This is a genomic window from Pseudomonas sp. RHF3.3-3 (genome assembly GCF_048069595.1).
GTDB lineage: Bacteria > Pseudomonadota > Gammaproteobacteria > Pseudomonadales > Pseudomonadaceae > Aquipseudomonas > Aquipseudomonas fuscovaginae_B.
Map to the genome: position 1 here is coordinate 1406604 of NZ_CP182250.1, position 20307 is coordinate 1426910.

The following is a 20307-nucleotide window of genomic DNA, read 5'->3' on the forward strand; positions in this document are numbered from 1 at the left end:
CGTCTCAAAGCGGCAGGACGGTGCCTTTGAGCTCGCTCGACTGGCGCCCCAGCCATTCCCTCGGGCTTTCGCCGATCTTGCGGCGAAAGGCCCGGGCCAATGCCGACGGGCTTTCGTAGCCGACCTCATCGGCGATCAGGGCGATCGGCCGACCTTCGCGCAGGCGTTTCTGGGCCAGGCTGACCCGCCAACTGAGTACGTAGTCCGCCGGCGTCTGGCCGACCACCTTGTGAAAGTGCGCGGCGAAACTGGCCCGCGACATGTTCGCTTCCCGGGCCAGTTCGGCGACGGTCCAGGGCCGCTCCGGATGGTTGTGCATCATGGTCATGGCCCGTGCCAGACGCAGGTCGGCCAGGCCGGACATCATTCCGGTGGTCATGCTGTGGTAGGCCATCATGTGCCGCAGGAACTGGATCACCATCAGTTCGAACAGACGGTTCATCACCGCTTCGCGCCCACAGTGTTCGGCGAAGGCTTCGCCGAACAGCCAGTCCAGCGTGCCCTCGATCATCGGCACGGCCTCGAGCGGCATCACGATGGTGTCGGACAGGGCCACGGACAGCGGGTTGTCGATTCCGCCATCGAAACGCAGCGAGGCGCAGACCAGCTCCGCCGCGTCGGCTTCGCTGGCGAGCAGCCGATGGGGCAGGGGGCGGGGAATGAGGATCAGGCTCGGCTCTTCGATACGGAGTGTCCTGCCGCCGGCCTCCAGGCTGAGCCTGCCGCTCTTGAGCAGATGCACATGGCCGCTGGGCTGCGCGGCGTCGATCGCGATCTGGCCCTGCAAGCGGCCGCTGTGAAAGGTATTGGCGGTGATGCCGAAGTGGCTGAGCAGTGTCGAGAGGCGGTCCATGGACGGGGTTCCGTGGCAGGTTTTAGACGATCTGCCGTATATCATCGACAAAAAGGCGCCATTCGTAAACGTGTTTTCGCCATCATGGCTCCACGTTCACACCGCCGCTGTCGGCGGGCCAGTCACTTCAAACGAAAGGAATTACCGATGAAAACCTCCCGTCTTTCCTCTGTCTCGAAACTGTTCGCTGCCGTTGCCCTGGCGGCCGGAGCACTGTCCCTGGGCTGGAGCGGCTCGGCCGCGGCCGCGCAACCGGCCGGGAAGGCAACCGTGGTGCTGGTGCATGGTGCCTTCGCCGAGTCGTCCAGCTGGAACGGGGTGATCGCCCGCCTGCAGGCCAAGGGGTACCCGGTGGTCGCTGTCGCCAACCCGCTGCACAGCGTGAAGAGTGACTCCGACTATGTGGCCGATATCGTCGAACACACGCCGGGGCCGGTGATCCTGGTGGGGCATTCCTACGGTGGCGCGGTCATTTCCAACGCGGTCCACGGGCAGTCCAACGTCAAGGCACTGGTCTACGTCGCGGCCTTCGCTCCGGAAAAGGGCGAGACCGCCATCGAGCTGTCCGGCCGGTTCCCGGGCGGTACCCTGGGCCCGACCCTGGCACCACCGGTCCAGTTGAAGAATGGCACCGTCGACCTGTTCATCCAGCAGGACAAGTTCCCGGCGCAGTTCGCCGCCGATGTACCGGCGAAAGAGGCGGCGCTGATGGCGGCGACCCAACGGCCGATCGCCGAGGCGGCGTTGAAGGAAGCTTCCGGCGAGCCGGCCTGGAAGACTTTGCCGTCCTGGTTCATCTACGGCTCGGCGGACAAGAACATCCCCGAGGCGGCGCTGAAGTTCATGGCTGACCGGGCCGGTTCCCGGGAGACCGTGGACATCAAGGGCGCGTCCCATGTGGTGATGGTCTCCCATCCGGACAAGGTGGCGGCGATCATCGAGGATGCGGCCAAGGCCACCGCCAAGTAAGCCTGCGCGGGAATGGGTGAAGCCTCAGGGCTTTGCCCATTTCTCCAGGGCGAACTCGACGAAGCTGCGCAGCTTGGGCAGGCGATAGCGGTCCTGGGCGTACAGCAGGTTCATCGGCCGTGATGGCAGCTTGTAGTCCGCCAGCAGTGGCACCAGCCGCCCTTCGCGCAGATCGTCGCGCAGCAGGGCATCCGGCACCATCACGATGCCCATGCCGGCCAGTGCCGCCTGGTACAGCGCCGAGGAACTGTTGATGGTCATCGGGCCGCTGACCGGCACCTGTATCTCCCCCTCCGGGCCGCTCAGGCTCCATTGTTTTTCCACCATCCGCCAGTCGTCTCCCGCCGGGTAGGCGAAGGCCAGGCAGTCGTGATGCTCCAGATCCTGAGGAACCTTGGGTGTGCCGCGTCGCTCGAGGTAGTCGGGTGAGGCGCAGACCGTCAGCGCATAGTTTTCCAGTGGCCGGGCAATCAGCGCCGAAGGTTCGGGAACACCCAGGCGGATCGCCACGTCGAAACCGCTGTCGATCAGGTCTTCGCGCTGGTTGCTGAGCATCACATCGAGCTTGATCCGTGGATAGCGCCGCACGAACTCGCTCAATGCCGGAGCCAGGCGCTCGGACCCGAAAGTCAGCGGCGCGGTGATCCGCAGGGTACCGCTCGGTTCGCCCTGAACCTGTTCCGCCAGGCGTTCGGAGTCGGCCACCAGGCCCAGTACCTCCAGGCAGCGCTGGTAATAGGTCGCACCGAACTCGGTCAGGCGCTGGCGACGGGTGGTGCGGTTGAGCAGGCTGACACCCAGGCGCTGTTCCAGCGAACGCAGGTGGTTGCCCACCATGGTGGTGGAGATACCGCATTCCAGGGCGGCGGCGGTCATGCTGCCGCTTTCCACCACCTTCACGTACACCTGCATGGCCTGGAACAGATCCATTATCAATTCCTGCTTCAAAATGAATGAAGTTTTGCAGAGTTTATCCAGCTCAGGTGGCTAACGATACTGCCCGCACCACCTCATTGCCTGGAGCCCGCCGCCATGACCGCCGCTTGCCTGATGACCACCTATCAACCGCTCGACCTGGGGTTCGTCAAGGGCCTGGGTACGCGCCTGTGGGACCAGGGCGGCCGCGAGTACCTGGATGCCGTGGCAGGGGTAGCGGTGACCAACGTCGGTCACTCCCATCCGCGGCTGGTCAGTGCGATCAGCGAGCAGGCCGGCCTGCTGCTGCACACCTCGAACCTCTACACCATCGACTGGCAGCAGCGGCTGGCGCAGCGCCTGGCCGGGTTGTCGGGGATGGAGCGGGTGTTTTTCAACAATTCCGGCGCCGAGGCCAATGAAACCGCGTTGAAGCTGGCCCGTCTGCATGCCTGGCACCGCGGTATCGAGCAGCCGCTGGTGGTGGTCATGGAGAACGCCTTCCACGGTCGCACCCTGGGCACCCTGTCGGCCAGTGATGGTCCGGCGGTGCGGCTGGGCTACCACGCCTTGCCGGGGGACTTCATCAAGGTACCGTTCGGTGACCTGCCACTGCTGCACAGCCTGGCCCGCAGCCATGGCCAGCGTATCTGCGCGGTGCTGATGGAGCCGATCCAGGGCGAGGGTGGAGTGCAACTGCCGCCGCCGGGTTACCTGAAGGCCGTGCGCGACCTGTGCAAGCGGCGCTCCTGGTTGCTGATGCTCGACGAAATCCAGACCGGTGTCGGCCGTACCGGCCAGTGGTTCGCCTTCCAGCACGAAGGCATCGTCCCGGATGTGATGACCCTGGCCAAAGGCCTGGGCAATGGCATTCCCATCGGTGCCTGCCTGGCGCGGGGCAAGGCGGCGCAGTTGTTCACTCCGGGCAGCCATGGCAGCACCTTTGGCGGCAATCCGCTGGCCTGCCGGGTGGGCTGTACCGTGCTCGATATCATCGAGGAGCAGGGCCTGGTCGCCAATGCCCGGCAACAGGGCGAGCGGCTGCTGACGCGTTTGCAGGAAGAACTGGGCCAACACCCGCAGGTGCTGGCGATCCGTGGGCGGGGCTTGATGATCGGTATCGAGCTCAAACAGCCGATCCGCGACCTGGCGCTGATCGCCGCCCGCGAGCAGGGCGTGCTGATCAACGTCACGCGGGGCAGGACTATCCGCCTGCTGCCGCCGTTGACGATCGATGCGGCGGAGGTGGAAATGATCGTCGCCGGTGTGCGGGGTGCGCTGGCGGCCGCCTGCGTCAATGCCGGGGGCGACGCGGTGGCGGTATAGCCAAAGGCTTACACGACGCACTGGCGATCACGTCTTTGCCCATCCCCGTCGTTGCCCTAATCTACACCCATCACTGCTGCATACGGATGTGCGCAGGATCAAGGAAGATCGACCTGGCCAGGATGGCTACCGACAGGATGTTGGGCAGGTCAAAAAAAGAACCCGCTTCGGCGGGTTTTTTTGTGCCTGGGCGAAAGTCCTGGCGGAACTGAAGTGCTGCCAGCCCAGGCGCAGTGGGCTTTGGGCTCCTGCCCCACGCTGGCGAGCGAGTCTTCCTTACTGCTGAACCACGCTGTAGCCGGCAAACGCGGTCTGCTGCTGAATCGCGGTGACGATGTTCCTGCGGGTCGCCGGCTGTTCGTTGCCCTCGTTATCCACAAAGGTTTCGTTCAGCAGTTCGGCCAGGTCGCCATGGCCGGCGAAGGCGAAGCCGAGGAATTCGAACGCTTCACGGTCGGCGTTGGCCTTGGTGCGCGGGGTGCGCAACGGGAAATTGACGCTGGTGCCGTCCTTGCTGATGACGAACACTTCGGCTTCCTTCTTCGCCCGCGACGATTTGCCCTTGCCGGCGTTCGGGTTGGTGATCGCCTGGTGGGTCTGGTTCAGGACCTTCAGGGCCAGGCCATAGACCAGTTGCTGGAAGGCCGGGTCGTCCTTGTAGCTGGACAGGATCCGGCTGATCGGATATTTCGTGCCCAGGTCTTCCAGCGCGGCGAGGTCCGCGGCTTCGGCATCCTTGAGCTGCTTGAGCTGGCCCATGAGTTCGTAGGCTCTGTCGTCGTCGAAACGGTCGTGCGCCTGGCGAATCTGGGCGCGCAACTCGCGGATTTCCTCGCTTTCCTTGGACGTCTGGAAGGCGTCGAGCACCATTTCACTGATGGTCTTGGCCTGGGCCACATGCTGGGAAAGGTTGATCGCGTTTTCGTATTCGTGCTTGGCGGACAAGGAGGTTACGGCTTCATCGGTATGAGAGTCAGGCATCGAAATTTCGCTATTTCATTTAACAGGGGGTAAGGCTCAAAATGCCGCGGCATTTTTGGGCGCTTAATCTATTGGACCGGCGCGACATTGTCACGGATCAACAGGCGAGCGGACGGCTCAACGGCAGGGTTTGCAGGTGGTTCGACATGTTTCAAAGTTGTTCGCCAAAATATTGGCTGACCACCTGGTCGTACTGAATAAAATCAATTAGACAGCAAAATAATGACACCATCATATTGCTACTACCTGTAGGGGAAGCAGTCGGGAATAATGGACGCTGTACAACCAGGGTGGGTGCTTGTCCCTTTGGATGCTGGTTTTGAATTCTTATTGCGCAAAGGGACACCTGCATGCATCGTTCTGACGATATCGCGAATCTATTCAAGAGATTCGGGGGCAGTGCGGAAAGCTATCTCGAAATCGAGCCGTCCTATGATTATGCCGAGGAGACTGCGAGCCAACTGATCGCGGCCCTGGACACATTGCAGCCGGTGGCCCCGGTAACCCCGATCAGGCCTTCGCTCCCCGTTCCCGAGGAGACGCAAGGTGCCACCCCGGTTGCGGCCGATGACGTGCCGTCGGCGGACCCCGTTCCGGCTCCGGCCGTGCCGCCGGCCGCCGTTGCGGCACCGATTCCGGTTGCCGCCGCCGCCGCGGCAACCGCGACCTCCCTGAGCCGCCTGCTGGCGGAAATCGAGCAGCAGCGCCAGGCAAGTGCCACCCATGCCCTTGCCCAGGCCGGCGGGCAGCCGGTCCTGAAAGCCAAGGTCATTGCCGTGGTCTCGGCCAAGGGCGGCGTCGGCAAGAGTACCCTGGCCGCGGCCCTGGCGAGTGCGATCAAGCGTGCCGATGGCCGTACCCTGGCCCTCGACCTCGACCCGCAGAATGCCCTGTGCCTGCACCTGGGCGGCAACGACCAGTGGCCGGGCGTTGCCCAGGACTATCAGCAGCAGGACTGGCGGCGTGTGTTGCGTGACGGTTTCTCGGCCTGCCACTGCCTGGCCTACGGCCTGGTGAGTGAAGAGGAGCGGGTGAATTTCGAAAGCGGCCTGCGCGCCGATCCCACCTGGCTGGCCCGGCACCTGGCCGAACTGGGGTTGGGCGAACAGGACACCGTGATCATCGATACCCCCTCCGGGGCGACGGCCTACCTGGCCCAGGCGCTGGCGATTGCCGATGTCGCCGTGGTGGTCACGCTCGCCGATGCCGCGTCCTATGCCAGCCTGGAGCAGATGGACCGCCTGCTGGCGCCCTACCGGCAACGGCAGATCCCGCTGCAGTGCAGGTATGTCATCAACCAGTTGGATACTTCGCGCCAGTTCAGCCTCGATGTGTGTGAAGTATTGAAAAGAAAAGCCGATAAACAGTTGTTGGGCGTGATCCGTCAGGACCACTGCCTCGGCGAAGCGTTGGCTTACGAGCGTAATCCGCTGGCGCACATCCCGACGACCCGAGGCTGTCAGGACATTCTCGACGTGGCCGGTTCGTTGTGTGAACTGCTCGTACAAGGTACGCAAGAGTCCCATCTGTCATGACCATCGATCCCAATTTCACGCCCCAGATTCCGGGGCGCTCAGAGTTGCGCCTCAACGCCTGGCTGGCCCGTGTCAAGCAGTGGCCGAGCGCCTTGCGTCGTACGCTGATCGGGGTTGGGGCGCTCAGCGCCTGCCTGTTGCTGGTAGGCATCATCAGTGCCCCGCTGGACCTGTATACGCAATGCCTGTTCGCATCGCTGTGCTTCGGTTCGGCCCTGCTGATCAAGCGGGTGCCCGGTCGCTTTCCGGTCCTGGCACTGATCGTGCTGTCGCTGGTGGCCTCCCTGCGCTACCTGTACTGGCGCCTGACCGACACCCTGGGTTTCGAAGGCTGGCTGGACACCCTTTTCGGCTACGGCCTGGTCCTGGCCGAGTTCTATGCGCTGGTGGTGCTGATCTTCGGCTACGTGCAGACCGCCTGGCCGCTGCGTCGTCGCCCGGTGCTGCTGGCCGGCGATCCGAGCGACTGGCCGACGGTGGATGTGTTCATACCCACCTACAACGAAGCGCTGAACATCGTGAAGCTGAGCATCTTCGCCGCCCAGGCGATGGACTGGCCGAAGGACAAGCTGCGTGTCCACGTGCTCGACGATGGTCGTCGCGAGGAGTTCCGCCGGTTCTGCTCCAGCATCGGGGTCAACTACATCACCCGTGACAACAACTTCCACGCCAAGGCCGGCAACCTCAACGAAGCGCTCAAGGTGACCGACGGCGAATACATCGCCATGTTCGACGCCGACCATGTGCCGACCCGTTCCTTCCTGCAGATCGGCATGGGCTGGTTCCTCAAGGATTCGAAGCTGGCGATGCTGCAGACGCCGCATTTCTTCTTTTCCCCGGACCCGTTCGAGAAGAACCTCAACACCTTCCGCGCCGTGCCCAACGAGGGCGAGCTGTTCTATGGCCTGGTGCAGGATGGCAATGACCTGTGGAACGCCACCTTCTTCTGCGGTTCCTGCGCGATTCTGCGGCGCAAGCCGCTGGAAGAGATCGGCGGGGTGGCGGTCGAGACCGTCACCGAGGACGCCCACACTGCCCTCAAGCTCAACCGTGCCGGCTACAACACCGCCTACCTGGCGATTCCCCAGGCGGCGGGGCTGGCGACCGAGAGCCTGTCGCGCCACATCAGCCAACGGATCCGTTGGGCACGCGGCATGGCGCAGATCTTCCGGGTCGACAACCCGCTGATGGGCAAGGGCCTGAACCTGGGCCAGCGCATCTGCTATGCCAACGCCATGCTGCACTTCTTCTACGGCCTGCCGCGGCTGGTGTTCCTCACCGCGCCGCTGGCCTACCTGATTTTCGGCGCACAGATCTTCCACGCCTCGGCATTGATGATCACCGCCTACGCCTTGCCGCACCTGTTCCATTCCAACCTGACCAACTCCTGCATCCAGGGGCGCTTCCGGCATTCGTTCTGGAACGAGGTGTACGAGACGGTACTGGCCTGGTACATCATGCCGCCGGTGCTGATGGCGCTGGTCAACCCCAGGTTCGGTGGCTTCAACGTCACCGACAAGGGCGGCATCATCGACAAGGAATATTTCGACTGGAAATTGGCACGGCCGTACATCGTGCTGCTGGCGCTGAACCTGATCGGGCTGCTGTGCGGCATCTGGCAGCTCATCTGGGGCGGGCCCGACACCGAGATCACCGTGCTGATCAACTGCGTCTGGACGCTCTACAACCTGATCATCACCAGCGCCGCGGTCGCGGTGGCCTCCGAAACCCGCCAGGTCCGTTCCGAACCGCGGGTCCGTGCCGAACTGCCAGTCAAGATCGGGCTGGCCGATGGCACCGAGGTCTACGGCATGACCCAGGACTTCTCCCAGCGCGGCCTCGGCCTCAAATTGCCGGAGGGCACCACGGTGGCCGCCGGTGAACGCATTCGCGTGTCGCTGTTCCGCAATTCGCAAACCAGCCAATTCGATACTACGGTGGTGTTCAGCAAGGGCCAGTACCTCGGGGCGCTGTTCGACCCGTTGACCCTGCGCCAGCAAAGCGAACTGGTGCGCATGACTTTCTCCCGCGCCGACACCTGGGCCGCCAGTTGGGGCAGCGGCAAGGTCGATACGCCACTGTCGGCCCTGCGCGAGGTCAGTGCCATCGGTGTGGTCGGCATGGGCGCCCTGATCAAGGCCACTGTGTTGCAGGTTCGTGATCGCCTGGCTGCAAGATCTGCCAATTCGAAATCGCTCGACCCTCTTATGGACAAGTCATGACCATGAAATCCTCGTATCGCAGCACCACCTGCTGCCCACGTCACCCACTCATGCGCCTGGCTTCGTCGGTGCTGTGCCTGGGTGCAATGATTCACATGGCTTACGCCGACGCGGCTGCGACGGCCAACACGGCCGTGGCCAGCCCGGCGGCAACCACGGCCGTCGCGCCCGCTGTCGCGGAGCAGCCACCAGCCGACAGCTACACCCGCGAACTGACCCTCAAGCAATTGGGGCGCCTGGACACCATGAACCTGCAAGGGGTCGAGGCCTCCGACGCGGTGAACTTCAACATCCGCGCCGATGAGGTGGTCAATGGCGCGCAACTGGTGCTCAGCTACAGCTATTCGCCGGCTCTGCTGGCCGACCTGTCGCAGATCAACGTGCTGGTCAACGACGAAGTCGCCGTCAGCCTGGCGCTGCCCAAGGAAGGTGCCGGCCAGCCGCAGCAGCAGGTGGTGAATATCCCGCCGCACCTGATCACCGAGTTCAACCGTCTGCGCCTGCAATTCATCGGGCACTACACCATGCAGTGCGAGGACCCCCAGCACAGCAGCCTGTGGGCCAAGATCAACGTCGGTTCCGAGCTCAAGCTCAGCGTTTCGCCGATCCCGCTCAAGGACGACCTGTCGATCCTGCCGTTGCCGTTCTTCGACCGTCGCGATGCGAGCCAGCTCAACCTGCCTTTCGTGTTTGCCCGGCAACCGGATAACGCCACCCTCGAAGCCGCGGGCGCGCTGTCGTCGTGGATGGGCGCACTGGCGTCCTACCGTGGGGCCAGCTTCACCAGCGTCCTGGGCCAGATTCCCCAGCAGGGCAACGCCATCGTCCTGGTCGAAAGCAAGGAAGCCGTGCAACTGGGCAGCCTGCAGATCCCGGAACTGAAAGGGGCGACCGTCACCCTGCAGGCCAACCCGAACGACCCGCGTGGCAAGCTGCTGATCGTTGCCGGTCGCGATGCCGCCGAACTCAAGCTGGCCGCCAATGCGGTGGCCATGGGCAGCAAGGCGCTGGTAGGCAGCAGCGTGGTGATCGATCACCTCGATCCGCTGAGCCCACGCCAGCCCTACGACGCACCGAACTGGCTGCCGTCCGATCGCCCGGTACGCCTGGGTGAGCTGGTCGACATCAAGCAGCTCAGCGTGTCCGGTTACAACCCCGGCAATATCACCATTCCCGTACGCCTGCCGCCGGACCTGTTCAACTGGCGCGAGGCCGGTGTGCCGCTGGACCTGAAGTACCGCTACACCCCGCAACAGGAGTCGGCGAATTCCTCGTTGCTGGTGAGCCTGAACAACAACTTCATGAAGTCGATGCCATTGCCGTCGCTCAAGAGCCTCGACGGCGGCGACAACCTGCTGGCGATGCTCAAGAAGGATGAGAGCCTGCCGCGCGAAGCCCGCGTGCTGCTGCCGCTGGGCGTGGCGTCGCCGCGCTCGCAACTGCAACTGCGCTTCATGTTCGACTACATCAAGCAGGGTGAATGCCGCGACATCATCATCGACAACATGCGCGGCCTGATCGACCCGGATTCGAGCCTCGACCTGCGCGGTTTCAACCACTACATCGCCTTGCCGAACCTGGGCGTGTTCAACGACAGCGGCTTCCCGTTCACCCGCCTGGCGGATCTGTCGCAGAGCGCCGTGGTACTGCCGGACGGCAGTGGCCAGCAGGAGTGGGGCGCGTACCTGACAGTGCTCGGCCGGTTCGGCGAGTCCACCGGCTACCCGGCGACCGCGGTCACCGTGGTGCAGCCCAAGGACGTGCAGACGGTCAGCGACAAGGACCTGCTGGTGTTCGCCTCGGGAGCCAACCAGCCGTTGCTGGAGCAGTGGGCCAGCCATCTGCCAGCCGGTTTCGAAGGCACGGGCCATCGTTTCAGCCTGTCCGACCTGACCCTGCGCGTGCGTGACTGGATCAGCCCCGACCCGCAGGCCAACCAGCGCAAGCCGCGGCTGCAGGTGACCTACAGCGGCGCCAACAGCAGCACCTACCTGGCCGGTTTCGAGTCGCCGCTCAAGTCCGGGCGCAGCGTGGTGGTGATCGCCAGCGGCAAACCCGAAGGCCTGGCCGATGCCACGGCCGCGCTGATCGGTGGTGACCAGTACAAGGACACCATTCAGGGCAGCCTGGCGGTGGTGCAGGACAAGCGCATCACCTCGCTGGTGGCCGATGAGCAGTACTACGTCGGCGACCTGAGCCTGTTCAAGCGGATGCAGTGGATGCTGTCGCAGAACCTGTTGTGGATGCTGCTGGTGACCGTCTGCGGGCTGGCGCTGGTGAGCTTCCTGCTGTTCGTGTTCCTGCGTTCCCGGGCACGGAAGCGTTTGTCATGAGTTTGGGCAAGGCGATGGATGTGGGTGTGATACGCAGCAGGTTTTTCAGTGAAAGGGCGGTACAGGCTGCTGGCGTTACCGCCGCCAGGCCGGCTTCGACGGGCATGGGGCGTCTGTTGGGTCGTGGGCTGCTGTCCCTGGCGCTGCTGGCGCCGGTGGCGGTGCAGGCCGCCGAGAGCTGCAGCGTGCAGAACTGGCCGTTGTGGAAGAACTATGCCGAGCGTTTCGTGCAGAAAGACGGGCGCATGCTAGGCTCGAGCATGGACCCCAACCAGAGCAGTTCCGAGGGCCAGTCCTACGGTATGTTCTTCGCACTGATCGCCAATGATCCCGAAACTTTCGATGCCCTGTGGCGCTGGACCCGGGACAACATGGCCGGTGCCAACATCGCGCAGAACCTGCCCGGCTGGTTGTGGGGGCCAACGCCTGCCGGCACCTGGGGCATCATCGACAGGAACTCCGCCAGCGATGCCGACCTGTGGTTCGCCTACGCGCTGCTGGAGGCCGATCGGCTGTGGAAAAAGCCGGCCTACCGGGCCGATGCGCAGCGCATCCTGGACAATGTGCAAAAGACCCTGATCCGCGATATCCCCGGGCTCGGCAAGATGCTCCTGCCGGGGCCGGTGGGCTATGAACACCCCGATCAGCTGTGGCGCTTCAACGCCAGCTACACGCCGATTCCGCTGCTGCGCCGCTTCAGCAGGGAACTGCCGTCGAGCCCCTGGAAGGAAGTGGCCGACAGCACCGCGAAGATGATCGCCGACAAGAACATGAACCGCTTCGGGTTTGTGCCGGACTGGGTCGGCTATCGCGGTACGGACGTCAACAAGGGCATGTTCGTGGTGGACAAGTTCACCAATGCGCTGGGCAGCTATGATGCGATCCGTACCTACCTGTGGGCCGGCCTGACTTCGCCGGCCGACCCGCTGGCCAAGCCGATTCTCGACAACCTCGACGGCATGGCGCAGTCCACCGCGTCCACCGGTGTGCCGCCGGAGAAGGTCCAGGTGCTGACCGGTGTCACCGAAGGCATCGGCCCCTACGGTTTCTCGGCGTCGCTGGTGCCGTACCTGCGGGCCAAGGGCCTGCCGCTGCTGGCGGACCAGCAACAGCGGCTGGTCGACCAGGCGATTGCGCATTTCACCAACCCGGCTGACCCGGCCTATCAGCAGCATCAGTATTATCATGTGATGTTGAGCCTGTTTTCTCTCGGTTGGAGCGAGAACCGCTATCAGTTCAACAAGGACGGCACTGTGAAAGTATCCTGGGAGGACGCATGCGCCAGCAAACCCTAGCCCTGGCGGTCTGTGCCGCCCTGGCTTCCGGCGGCGGCTTCGCCGCTGAAAGCGGCAGCCCGCAATCGTTGCTGATCCAGCAGGGCTACTACTGGCAGTCCAAGGAAAAACCCGATCGTGCGGCCGAGGCCTGGACCCGGCTGCTGAACCTGGACGCCGAACAGCCCGATGCGCTGTACGGCCTGGGCCTGATCGAGGTGCAACGCCAGCGTATCGCCAATGCGCAGAACTACCTGGCCCGCCTGCAGGCGATCAAGCCGCAGCCGCGCCTGGCGTTGCAGCTCGAGCAGGACATCGCCCTGAGCCCGCCGGAAAAAAAGCAGTTGCTGGAAAAGGCCCGCGAACTGAGCGATGCCGGTGAGCGCGACCAGGCCGTCGCGGTCTATCGGCAGCTGTTCGAGGGCCGCCAGCCGCAGGGCCTGATCGCCCGCGAGTACTACAACACCCTGGGGTTCTCCACCGGCGGCTGGCCCGAGGCCCGTGTCGGCCTGGAGCGCCTGCGCCGCGAGCGTCCGGACGACGCGATTCTCGACCTGTGGCTGGCGCTGCACCTGGCGCGCAACCCCGAGAGCCGGCCGGAAGGCATCCGTGCCCTGGCGCGGCTGTCGCACAACCCGGACATCGGCGGCAACGCCGACGAGACCTGGCGCTTCGCCCTGGTCTGGCTTGGGCCCCCGTCGCGGGACCAGGTGTCGCTGTTCGAGCAGTACCTGCAGGCGCACCCGGACGACAGCGAGATCCGTGCGCTGATGAACAAGGGCATCGCCCAGGGCCGCACGGGTTCCGGCTGGCAGCGCGACCCCCATGTCGCCCGTGGCCTCAAGGCGCTCGATGCCGGCGACCTGGCGACCGCCGAACAGGAATTGCAGGCACGCCTCAAGGACAAGCCCGACGACTACGACGCCCTGGGGGGCATGGGCATCCTGCGCCAGCAGCAGAAGCGCCTCGGCGAGGCGGAAAACTACCTGGTGCAGGCGACCCGGACCGGCGCCGGTGCGCAGTGGAAAAGTGCCCTTGAGGACGTGCGTTACTGGATCCTCCTCGACCGCGCCAACGACGCCCAGCGCAGCGGCCGCCAGGCCCAGGCGCGGGAGCTGATCGAACAGGCCATCGCCCGGGATTCGGTCGAGCCCGCCGGGCCGACGGCACTGGCCGGCTGGTATGCCCAGGCTGGCGAGTTTGACGCCGCCGAGGCCGGCTATCGCCAGGTGCTGGCGAGAAATCCGAACTACCCCGATGCCCTGAGCGGGCTGATCGGCGTGTTGTCGCGGGCCGGCAAGTCCGACGAAGCGTTGCAACTGATCGACCGCCTGTCGCCGGCCGAGCAGGCCCGCCTGGCGTCGAGCGTGCGTATTCGTGCCTTGCGTGCCACCCAGGTGGCGAAGCTGGCCGAGCGCCGCGGCGATCTGAACGGCGCGCAGAGGGCCTACAAGGAAGCCCTGGCCGACGATCCGAAAAACCCCTGGATCCGCTTCGCCCTGGCGCGGGTCTACCTGCGCCAGGGGCAGGCCCAGGTCGCTCGCGACCTGATCGACGAACTGCTCAAGCAGCAACCCGACCAGCCGGACGCGCTCTACACCAGCACCCTGCTGTCGGCCGAGCTGGGCGAATGGAGCAAGGCCCAGCGCACCCTGTCGCGGATTCCGGCGGCCAGGCGCAGCGCCGACATGAACGAGATGGACCTGGACATCCGCCTGCACGTGCAGACCGAGATGGCGGTGGACGTCGCCCGGCGTGGCCAGCGTCAGGAAGCCTGGGGCCTGCTGGGGCGGTGCGAGCCGCTGACCCGCGGCAAGCCCGAGCGCGTGGCGATACTGGCCAGCGCCTATGCCGAAGCCGGCAACCCGGACCAGGCCATCAGCCTGATGCGGGATCTGCTGGACAAGTCCGCCCCGAGCCCGGACCTGCAGTTGCTGTATGCGGGCGTGCTGCTCAAGGCCGACCAGGATGCCGAGGTCAGCGAGATCCTGCGCCAGTTGCAGGGCAAGCCGATGAGCGAGACCGCCAGCAAGCGCTACGAGGACCTGGTGTTTCTCTACCGCGTCAAGCAGGCCGACGAACTGCGCCAGAAGAACGACCTGGTCGCCGCCTACGACATGCTCTCGCCGGCCCTGCAGCAGCGTCCGAATGACAGCCTGGCGATTTCCTCGCTGGCGCGCATGTATGCCGCCAGCGGCAATGTCGACAAGGCGCGCAATCTCTATGAGCCGCTGATCAAGGCCGACCCCGGCAATGCCAAGCTGCAGCTGGGCCTGGCCGATATCGCCATGCAGGGCCGTGACTATTCGCTGGCCGAACGCTCGGTGGAGAAGGCTCTGGCGCTCGAACCCGGCGTGCCGCAGACCCTCACCGCCTCGGCGCGGATCTACCGCGAGATGGGCAAGACCGGCGAGGCCAGCCGCCTGCTGCGCAAGGCCATCGAGATCGAGAACGGCCAGCGGGTCGACACCTATGTCGCCGGCGTCGCCAGTGGCAGCGCCGCATCGTCCAACCCCTTCGTCGGCTTGGCCGGACAGCGGCGCCAGGGCACCTCGCTGGCCGAGGCTTCACTGATCCCGCCACCGGTGGACGGTTCGTCGAGTGGCCTGAGCGCCGGTGATCCGCAACTGATTCCGGAGCCGGTCACGCGCAAGGCCCAGGCCGTCCCGGCCGCTTCGGTCGGCGGCCGCAGTACCAATCCGTTCAGCGATCCGTACTCGCGCGACACCTACGCCCGTGATACGGCACCGAGCACCGGCCTGAGCCCGGCCCAGGTCGCGCTCAACGACATTCTCCAGGACCGCACGGGTTATGTGGTCCAGGGCCTCACCGTGCGCAGCAACAACAGCGAGAAGGGCCTGGGCAAGCTGACGGATGTCGAGGCGCCGTTCGAGGCCAGTTTCCCCGTCGGCTCGAACCTGGCGAGCATCGCGCTGCAGGTCACGCCGGTCTACCTGTACTCGGGCAGCCCCGGCGTCAACGGTTCGCCCCGCTTCGGCACCAGCGGCACCGCGCTCGTCGGCAGCCAGAAGGACAGCGGGGTCGGCCTGGCCGTGGCCTATCGCGACAAGGACAACGGGTTCAAGGCCGATATCGGCATGAGCCCGATCGGTTTCACCTACAGCACGCCGATCGGTGGTGCCAGCCTCAACCGGCCGTTCGCCGCCAACCCCAACTTCAGCTATGGCGTCAGCGCCTCGCGGCGTGTGGTCACCGACAGCGTGACCTCGTTCGCCGGCTCGCGCGACCCGCGTACCGGCGAGAAGTGGGGCGGCGTCACCGCCAACGGCGTGCGCGGTGAACTGGGCTACGACAACCAGAAGTTCGGGGCCTACGGCTACGGCTCGGCGCATCGGCTGATGGGCAACAATGTCGACGACAACAATCGCTTCGAGCTGGGCAGCGGTGTCTACTGGTACCTGCGCAACACGCCGGGCAGCATTCTCACCCTCGGCCTTAGCGGTTCGGCCCTGAGCTACTCCGAGAACCAGGATTTCTACACCTACGGTCATGGCGGCTACTTCAGTCCGCAGACCTTCTTCGCCCTGGGCGTGCCGGTCAGCTGGTCGCAGCGCACCGAGCGCTTCACCTACCGGATCAAGTCCTCGATCGGTGTCCAGCATATCGGCCAGGACAGCGCCGACGTCTTCCCCGGCCACAGCGAGTACCAGGCCAATGCCACGGCAGTCGGCCTGGGGCGCTATTCCGGCGAGAACAAGACCGGCATCGGCTACAGCCTGAACGCGGCCGGCGAATACAAGTTCGGTTCGAACTTCTTCCTCGGCGGTACGCTTGGCGTGGACAATGCCAGCGATTACCGCCAGGTCGCCGGTGGCGTGTATCTGCGTTACACCTTCGAGGACATGAACGGCCCCATGGACCTGCCGGTCAGTCCCTTCGGTTCCCCCTATTCGAATTGATTCAACGAGGAAAGTTTGATGGCTTCTTCCGTGCTCGCTGGTTTGACCCTGCTCGTGATTGGCGAAAGCCACATGAGTTTTCCCGACTCGCTGATGAACCCGCTGTATGACAACCTGACCCAGCAGGGTGCCCAGGTGCATGCGATCGGTGCCTGTGGCGCCAACCCGGCGGACTGGGTTACGCCGAAACTCAAGCTCGACTGCGGCGCGACCCGCGACCCGGGCGAGAAGATCAAGGTGATGAGCCGTGGCACCATGGACACCCAGCCGATCAAGGACGTGATCGCCAAGGACAAGCCGGACCTGGTGGTGCTGATCATGGGTGACACCATGGCCTCCTACAAGACCACGCCGTTTCCCAAGGTCTGGGCCTACCAGAGCGTGACCGCGCTGACCAAGCAGATCGCCGACAGCGGCGCCAAGTGCGTCTGGGTCGGGCCGGCCTGGGGCAAGGCCAACGGCAGCAACACCAACGAGAACACCTACGGCAAGAACCAGGTGCGCACCCAACTGGTCGCCGGCACCCTGGCGAACATGGTCGCACCGTGCACCTACATCGACTCGACCAAGTTCTCCAAGCCGGGCGAGTGGATCACCTCCGACGGCCAGCATTTCACCATCGCCGGCTACAAGGCCTGGGCGGCGGCGATCGGCAAATCCATCAGCGAACTGCCGGCCAGTGCCGTGAAGGGAGCCAAATAAGTGAAACGGACTTTCGGTCTTGTCGGCGGTCTGCTCGGGGCCGCGCTGATTGCGCCGGCGTTCGCTGCGCAGATTGCGCTGTACCCCACCGGTCCTTCCCAGGACTCGGCCTACCTGCGTTTCGTCAACGTCTCCGCCAGCCCCCTGGAGCTGACGCCGGACGGCGCCAAGACCAGCCTGAAACTCGAAGGCGACAAGGTCGTCAGTGACTTCATCCCGGTGCCCGGTGGCCAGGCGATCAAGGGCACCCTGAGCCGTGACGGCCACAAGGCTGCACTGGAGGCGAAGGTCGCGGCTGGCGATTTCGCCACGGTGTTCGCCCTGGACGATGGCCACCAGGGCATTCGCCAACTGGTGGTCAACGAAGCCTTCGACATTCCCAACCAGCTCAAGGCTTCGCTGGCGCTGTTCGATGCCGAGTCCGGCTGCGCCGAGGCCAAGGTCAACCTGGCCGGACGCGATGTCGACCTGTTCCAGAAGGCGCCGGCGGGCAACCCGCGGCGCCAGGAGCTCAACCCACGGGGCTCGCTGGCGGTCCAGCTGATCTGTGCCGGCAAGCCGGTCGGTGCGGCGGTCGAACTGGGCGCGCTGGAAGCCAACAAGCGCTACAGTCTGTTGATACTGCCTTCGTCGACGGGGCCGCGTCTCATTACCGCCACGGACAGCGTGTCCAACTGAATCGGAAGCACCCGTCGCCATGGTTTTCGCCTCGCTCGAGTTCCTGACGCTGTTCCTGCCTGCGTTCCTGCTGGTCTATGCCCTGGCAAGACCGGCCTGGCGCAACGTGATCCTGCTGATCGGCAGTTGGCTGTTCTATGGCTGGCTGAGTCCGTTGTTCCTGTTCCTGCACATGGTGCTGACCGTGCTCGCCTGGGTCGGTGGCCTGCTGGTCGACCGCTCGCGGGAGGACGGCCGCGGGCGGATGCGCCTGCTGGTGGCGTTGATCGTGATCAACACCGCCGTGCTCTGCTGGTACAAGTACGCCAACATCCTGGCCGGTACCTGGAACGAGCTGATCACCTGGTACGGGGCCATGCCCATGGAATGGCAGAAGGTGGCGCTGCCGGCGGGGCTGTCGTTCATCGTGCTGCAGGCGATTTCCTATCTGGTCGACGTGCATCGGCACGTGGTGCCGGTAGAGCGCAGTTTCATCAACTACGCGACCTACATCTCCATGTTCGGCCACTCGATCGCCGGTCCCATCATTCGGTATGACTGGGTCCGCCGGGAGCTCAACCAGCGCTATTTCAACTGGCTGAATTTCTCCCTGGGCGCGCGCCGGTTCATGATCGGCATGTGCATGAAGGTGCTGGTGGCGGACACCCTGTCACCTCTGGTCGATGTGGCCTTTCACCTGGAAAATCCGTCGTTCGTCGATGCCTGGATCGGCTGCCTGGCGTACTCGCTGCAGCTGTTCTTCGACTTCGCCGGCTACAGCGCCATGGCCATTGGCCTGGGGCTGATGCTGGGCTTTCACTTCCCGGAAAACTTCAACCGTCCGTACCTGGCCTACAGCATCCAGGACTTCTGGCGGCGCTGGCACCTGTCGTTGTCCAGCTGGTTGCGCGATTACCTGTACATCTCGCTGGGAGGCAATCGCAAGGGCACCTGGAATACCTATCGCAACCTGTTCCTGACCATGGCGATCGCCGGCCTGTGGCACGGAGGCGACAGCTGGAACTACCTGTTGTGGGGCTCGGCCCATGGTGTGGCGCTGTGTATCGACCGCGCCTGGTCGCGATCGAGTCTGCCGGGCCTGCCGCTGTGGGCTTCGCACACCGCGACGCTGTTGTTCGTCTGCCTGGCCTGGACACTGTTCCGTTCCCCGGATTTCGCCACGGCGCTGAGCATGTACGGCGGGCAGTTCGGCCAGCACGGTTTTGCCCTCGGCGACGCGTTGGCGGTGACCCTGCGGCCGGTGCACGGCCTGGCGGCGTTGCTCGGGGTGGTGTGTATTCTCGCGCCGTTGTTGCAGACGCGTTGTGAAAGACGATTCGCCGGCAGTGCGTGGTTTGCGCTGGCTGCGGCCCTCTGGCCCGTGCTCGGGTTCATGCTGTCGTTCGCTCTGATCGCCAGCCGTGAAGCCGTGCCTTTTCTGTACTTCCAGTTCTGATGACCAAGCCAACGCAATCCCCGTCGACCGCACCCACGCCCCCCACGGAGCTGGCGCTACGCGTCAGCCCGTTGGCGGGGGTGATCTTCACGCTGTTTCTGGCGCTGGGCCTGGCGTCCTGTGTCTGGCTGATGGTCAGGGGCAAGCTCGAATTCCTGCCCAAGACCGTCACCCAGGACATGCTGTTGCACGGCGAGATCACCCACCGTTTCGCCAAGACCCTGTCCGATGCGCCCGCGCCGAAGCAGGCGGCCGACCTGGAGCGCGCTGGCAGCTGGCTGGCCTTCGGCGATCTTGGCCCACGGGTTCGCGAAGGCTGCCCGGGCTGGCTGTTCCTCACCGATGAGCTGCGCCTGAACCGCAATGCCGCGCTCAATGCCCGGGCCAAGGTCCGGGCGGTGAGCGAGTTGCAGCAGGCATTGGGCAGGCGCGGTATCCAGTTGGTGGTGGCGGTGGTGCCGGACAAGAGCCGGATCGTCGCCAGCCAACTGTGCAAGCTGAGTCGCCCGGCCGTGCTGGCGCCGCGCATCGATGAATGGCTGGGATCATTGCAGGGGGCGGGTGTCACCGCCCTGAACCTGACCCCGACCCTGCAGGCGGTCGGCGAGTCGGCCTACCTGCGCACCGATACCCACTGGAGCGAAGCCGGGGCGAAGGCGGCGGCGGAGCAGGTGGCCCGGATGATCGCCGGGTTGAAGTTCGAGCCGACGCCGCGCAAGCACTTCGACCTGACGACCCAGCCGAGTGCCGTGCGGCCGGGGGATCTGGTGCGTCTGGCGGGTATCGACTGGCTGCCGACGGTGTTGCAGCCGCGGATCGAGAACGTCGCGGCGACGCAGATCAAGGAACGGGCCGAGGAGGCCGCCGGTGGCGACAACCTCGACGATCTGTTCGGCGACGGCAACCTGCCGAATACCGCGCTGATCGGCACCTCGTTCTCGCGCAACTCGAACTTCGTCGGCTTTCTCGAAGCGGCACTCGGTGCCCCGGTGGGCAATTTCGCCAAGGATGGCGGCGAGTTCTCCGGGGCGGCCAAGGCCTACTTCGAGAGCCCGGCGTTCACCCAGACACCGCCGAAGCTGATCGTCTGGGAGATACCCGAGCGGGATCTGCAGACGCCCTATGATGGCAATGCGCGGCTGCCCTGAGGGCAGCACAAGCGCA

Annotated in this window: 14 protein-coding genes; 11 read left to right on the forward strand and 3 right to left on the reverse strand. The window is 64.9% G+C overall.

The window, feature by feature from the left end; genetic code table 11:
• Window positions 1–4 precede the first annotated feature (4 nt).
• A complete protein-coding gene (locus ACMGT0_RS06365; RefSeq protein ID WP_054060143.1) occupies window positions 5–853 on the reverse strand; it encodes an AraC family transcriptional regulator in 849 nt (282 codons plus the stop codon).
• A gap of 147 nt (window positions 854–1000) precedes the next feature.
• Between ACMGT0_RS06365 and ACMGT0_RS06370 the strand changes: the two genes are divergently transcribed.
• Window positions 1001–1822 carry an alpha/beta fold hydrolase gene (locus ACMGT0_RS06370; protein ID WP_416771895.1) on the forward strand — a complete coding sequence of 274 codons (822 nt, stop codon included), beginning with the start codon at window positions 1001–1003 and terminating at the stop codon, window positions 1820–1822.
• Window positions 1823–1846: 24 nt separating this feature from the next.
• Here ACMGT0_RS06370 and ACMGT0_RS06375 read toward each other — a convergent pair whose 3' ends face one another.
• Complete coding sequence (locus tag ACMGT0_RS06375) at window positions 1847–2752, reverse strand: LysR family transcriptional regulator (RefSeq protein WP_054060141.1); 906 nt, start codon at window positions 2750–2752, stop codon at window positions 1847–1849.
• Between the two features lie 102 nt (window positions 2753–2854).
• On the opposite strand from ACMGT0_RS06375, the gene ACMGT0_RS06380 reads away from it, so the two are divergent.
• Window positions 2855–4063, forward strand: coding sequence for an aspartate aminotransferase family protein (locus ACMGT0_RS06380; RefSeq protein WP_054060140.1), 1209 nt, complete (start codon window positions 2855–2857; stop codon window positions 4061–4063).
• Window positions 4064–4339: 276 nt separating this feature from the next.
• On the opposite strand, the gene ACMGT0_RS06385 is transcribed toward ACMGT0_RS06380, so the two are convergent.
• On the reverse strand, window positions 4340–5044 hold the full coding sequence (locus ACMGT0_RS06385; RefSeq protein WP_054060139.1) for a hypothetical protein: 705 nt from the start codon (window positions 5042–5044) through the stop codon (window positions 4340–4342).
• Between the two features lie 350 nt (window positions 5045–5394).
• Here ACMGT0_RS06385 and bcsQ point away from each other — a divergent pair, with 350 nt between their 5' ends.
• The 9 genes from bcsQ to ACMGT0_RS06430 all read left to right on the forward strand — a co-directional run bounded on the left by bcsQ (window position 5395) and on the right by ACMGT0_RS06430 (window position 20291).
• Window positions 5395–6579, forward strand: a complete 1185-nt coding sequence (bcsQ, locus tag ACMGT0_RS06390) for a cellulose biosynthesis protein BcsQ (RefSeq protein ID WP_416771899.1) — start codon at window positions 5395–5397, stop codon at window positions 6577–6579.
• Window positions 6576–8801, forward strand: coding sequence for a UDP-forming cellulose synthase catalytic subunit (gene bcsA, locus ACMGT0_RS06395; protein ID WP_416771900.1), 2226 nt, complete (start codon window positions 6576–6578; stop codon window positions 8799–8801). Before bcsQ ends, bcsA begins: the two co-directional genes overlap by 4 nt.
• Window positions 8798–11134, forward strand: coding sequence for a cellulose biosynthesis cyclic di-GMP-binding regulatory protein BcsB (gene bcsB, locus ACMGT0_RS06400; protein WP_416771902.1), 2337 nt, complete (start codon window positions 8798–8800; stop codon window positions 11132–11134). Before bcsA ends, bcsB begins: the two co-directional genes overlap by 4 nt.
• A 104-nt stretch (window positions 11135–11238) precedes the next feature.
• The gene (gene bcsZ, locus ACMGT0_RS06405) at window positions 11239–12429 is read left to right on the forward strand and encodes a cellulose synthase complex periplasmic endoglucanase BcsZ (protein ID WP_054061949.1); all 1191 of its coding nucleotides are present in this window, start codon (window positions 11239–11241) and stop codon (window positions 12427–12429) included.
• Window positions 12411–16328 carry a cellulose synthase subunit BcsC-related outer membrane protein gene (locus ACMGT0_RS06410; RefSeq protein WP_416771904.1) on the forward strand — a complete coding sequence of 1306 codons (3918 nt, stop codon included), beginning with the start codon at window positions 12411–12413 and terminating at the stop codon, window positions 16326–16328. The genes bcsZ and ACMGT0_RS06410 overlap by 19 nt, the downstream gene beginning before the upstream one ends.
• An 18-nt stretch (window positions 16329–16346) precedes the next feature.
• Window positions 16347–17030, forward strand: coding sequence for an SGNH/GDSL hydrolase family protein (locus ACMGT0_RS06415; protein ID WP_054057307.1), 684 nt, complete (start codon window positions 16347–16349; stop codon window positions 17028–17030).
• The gene (locus ACMGT0_RS06420; protein ID WP_416771907.1) at window positions 17031–17708 is read left to right on the forward strand and encodes a cell division protein FtsQ; all 678 of its coding nucleotides are present in this window, start codon (window positions 17031–17033) and stop codon (window positions 17706–17708) included.
• A 19-nt stretch (window positions 17709–17727) separates the two neighbouring features.
• Window positions 17728–19143: an MBOAT family O-acyltransferase gene (locus ACMGT0_RS06425; RefSeq protein ID WP_054057305.1), complete on the forward strand. Its 1416-nt coding sequence runs from the start codon at window positions 17728–17730 to the stop codon at window positions 19141–19143.
• Complete coding sequence (locus ACMGT0_RS06430) at window positions 19143–20291, forward strand: alginate O-acetyltransferase AlgX-related protein (RefSeq protein ID WP_416771909.1); 1149 nt, start codon at window positions 19143–19145, stop codon at window positions 20289–20291. The genes ACMGT0_RS06425 and ACMGT0_RS06430 overlap by 1 nt, the downstream gene beginning before the upstream one ends.
• Window positions 20292–20307 lie beyond the last annotated feature (16 nt).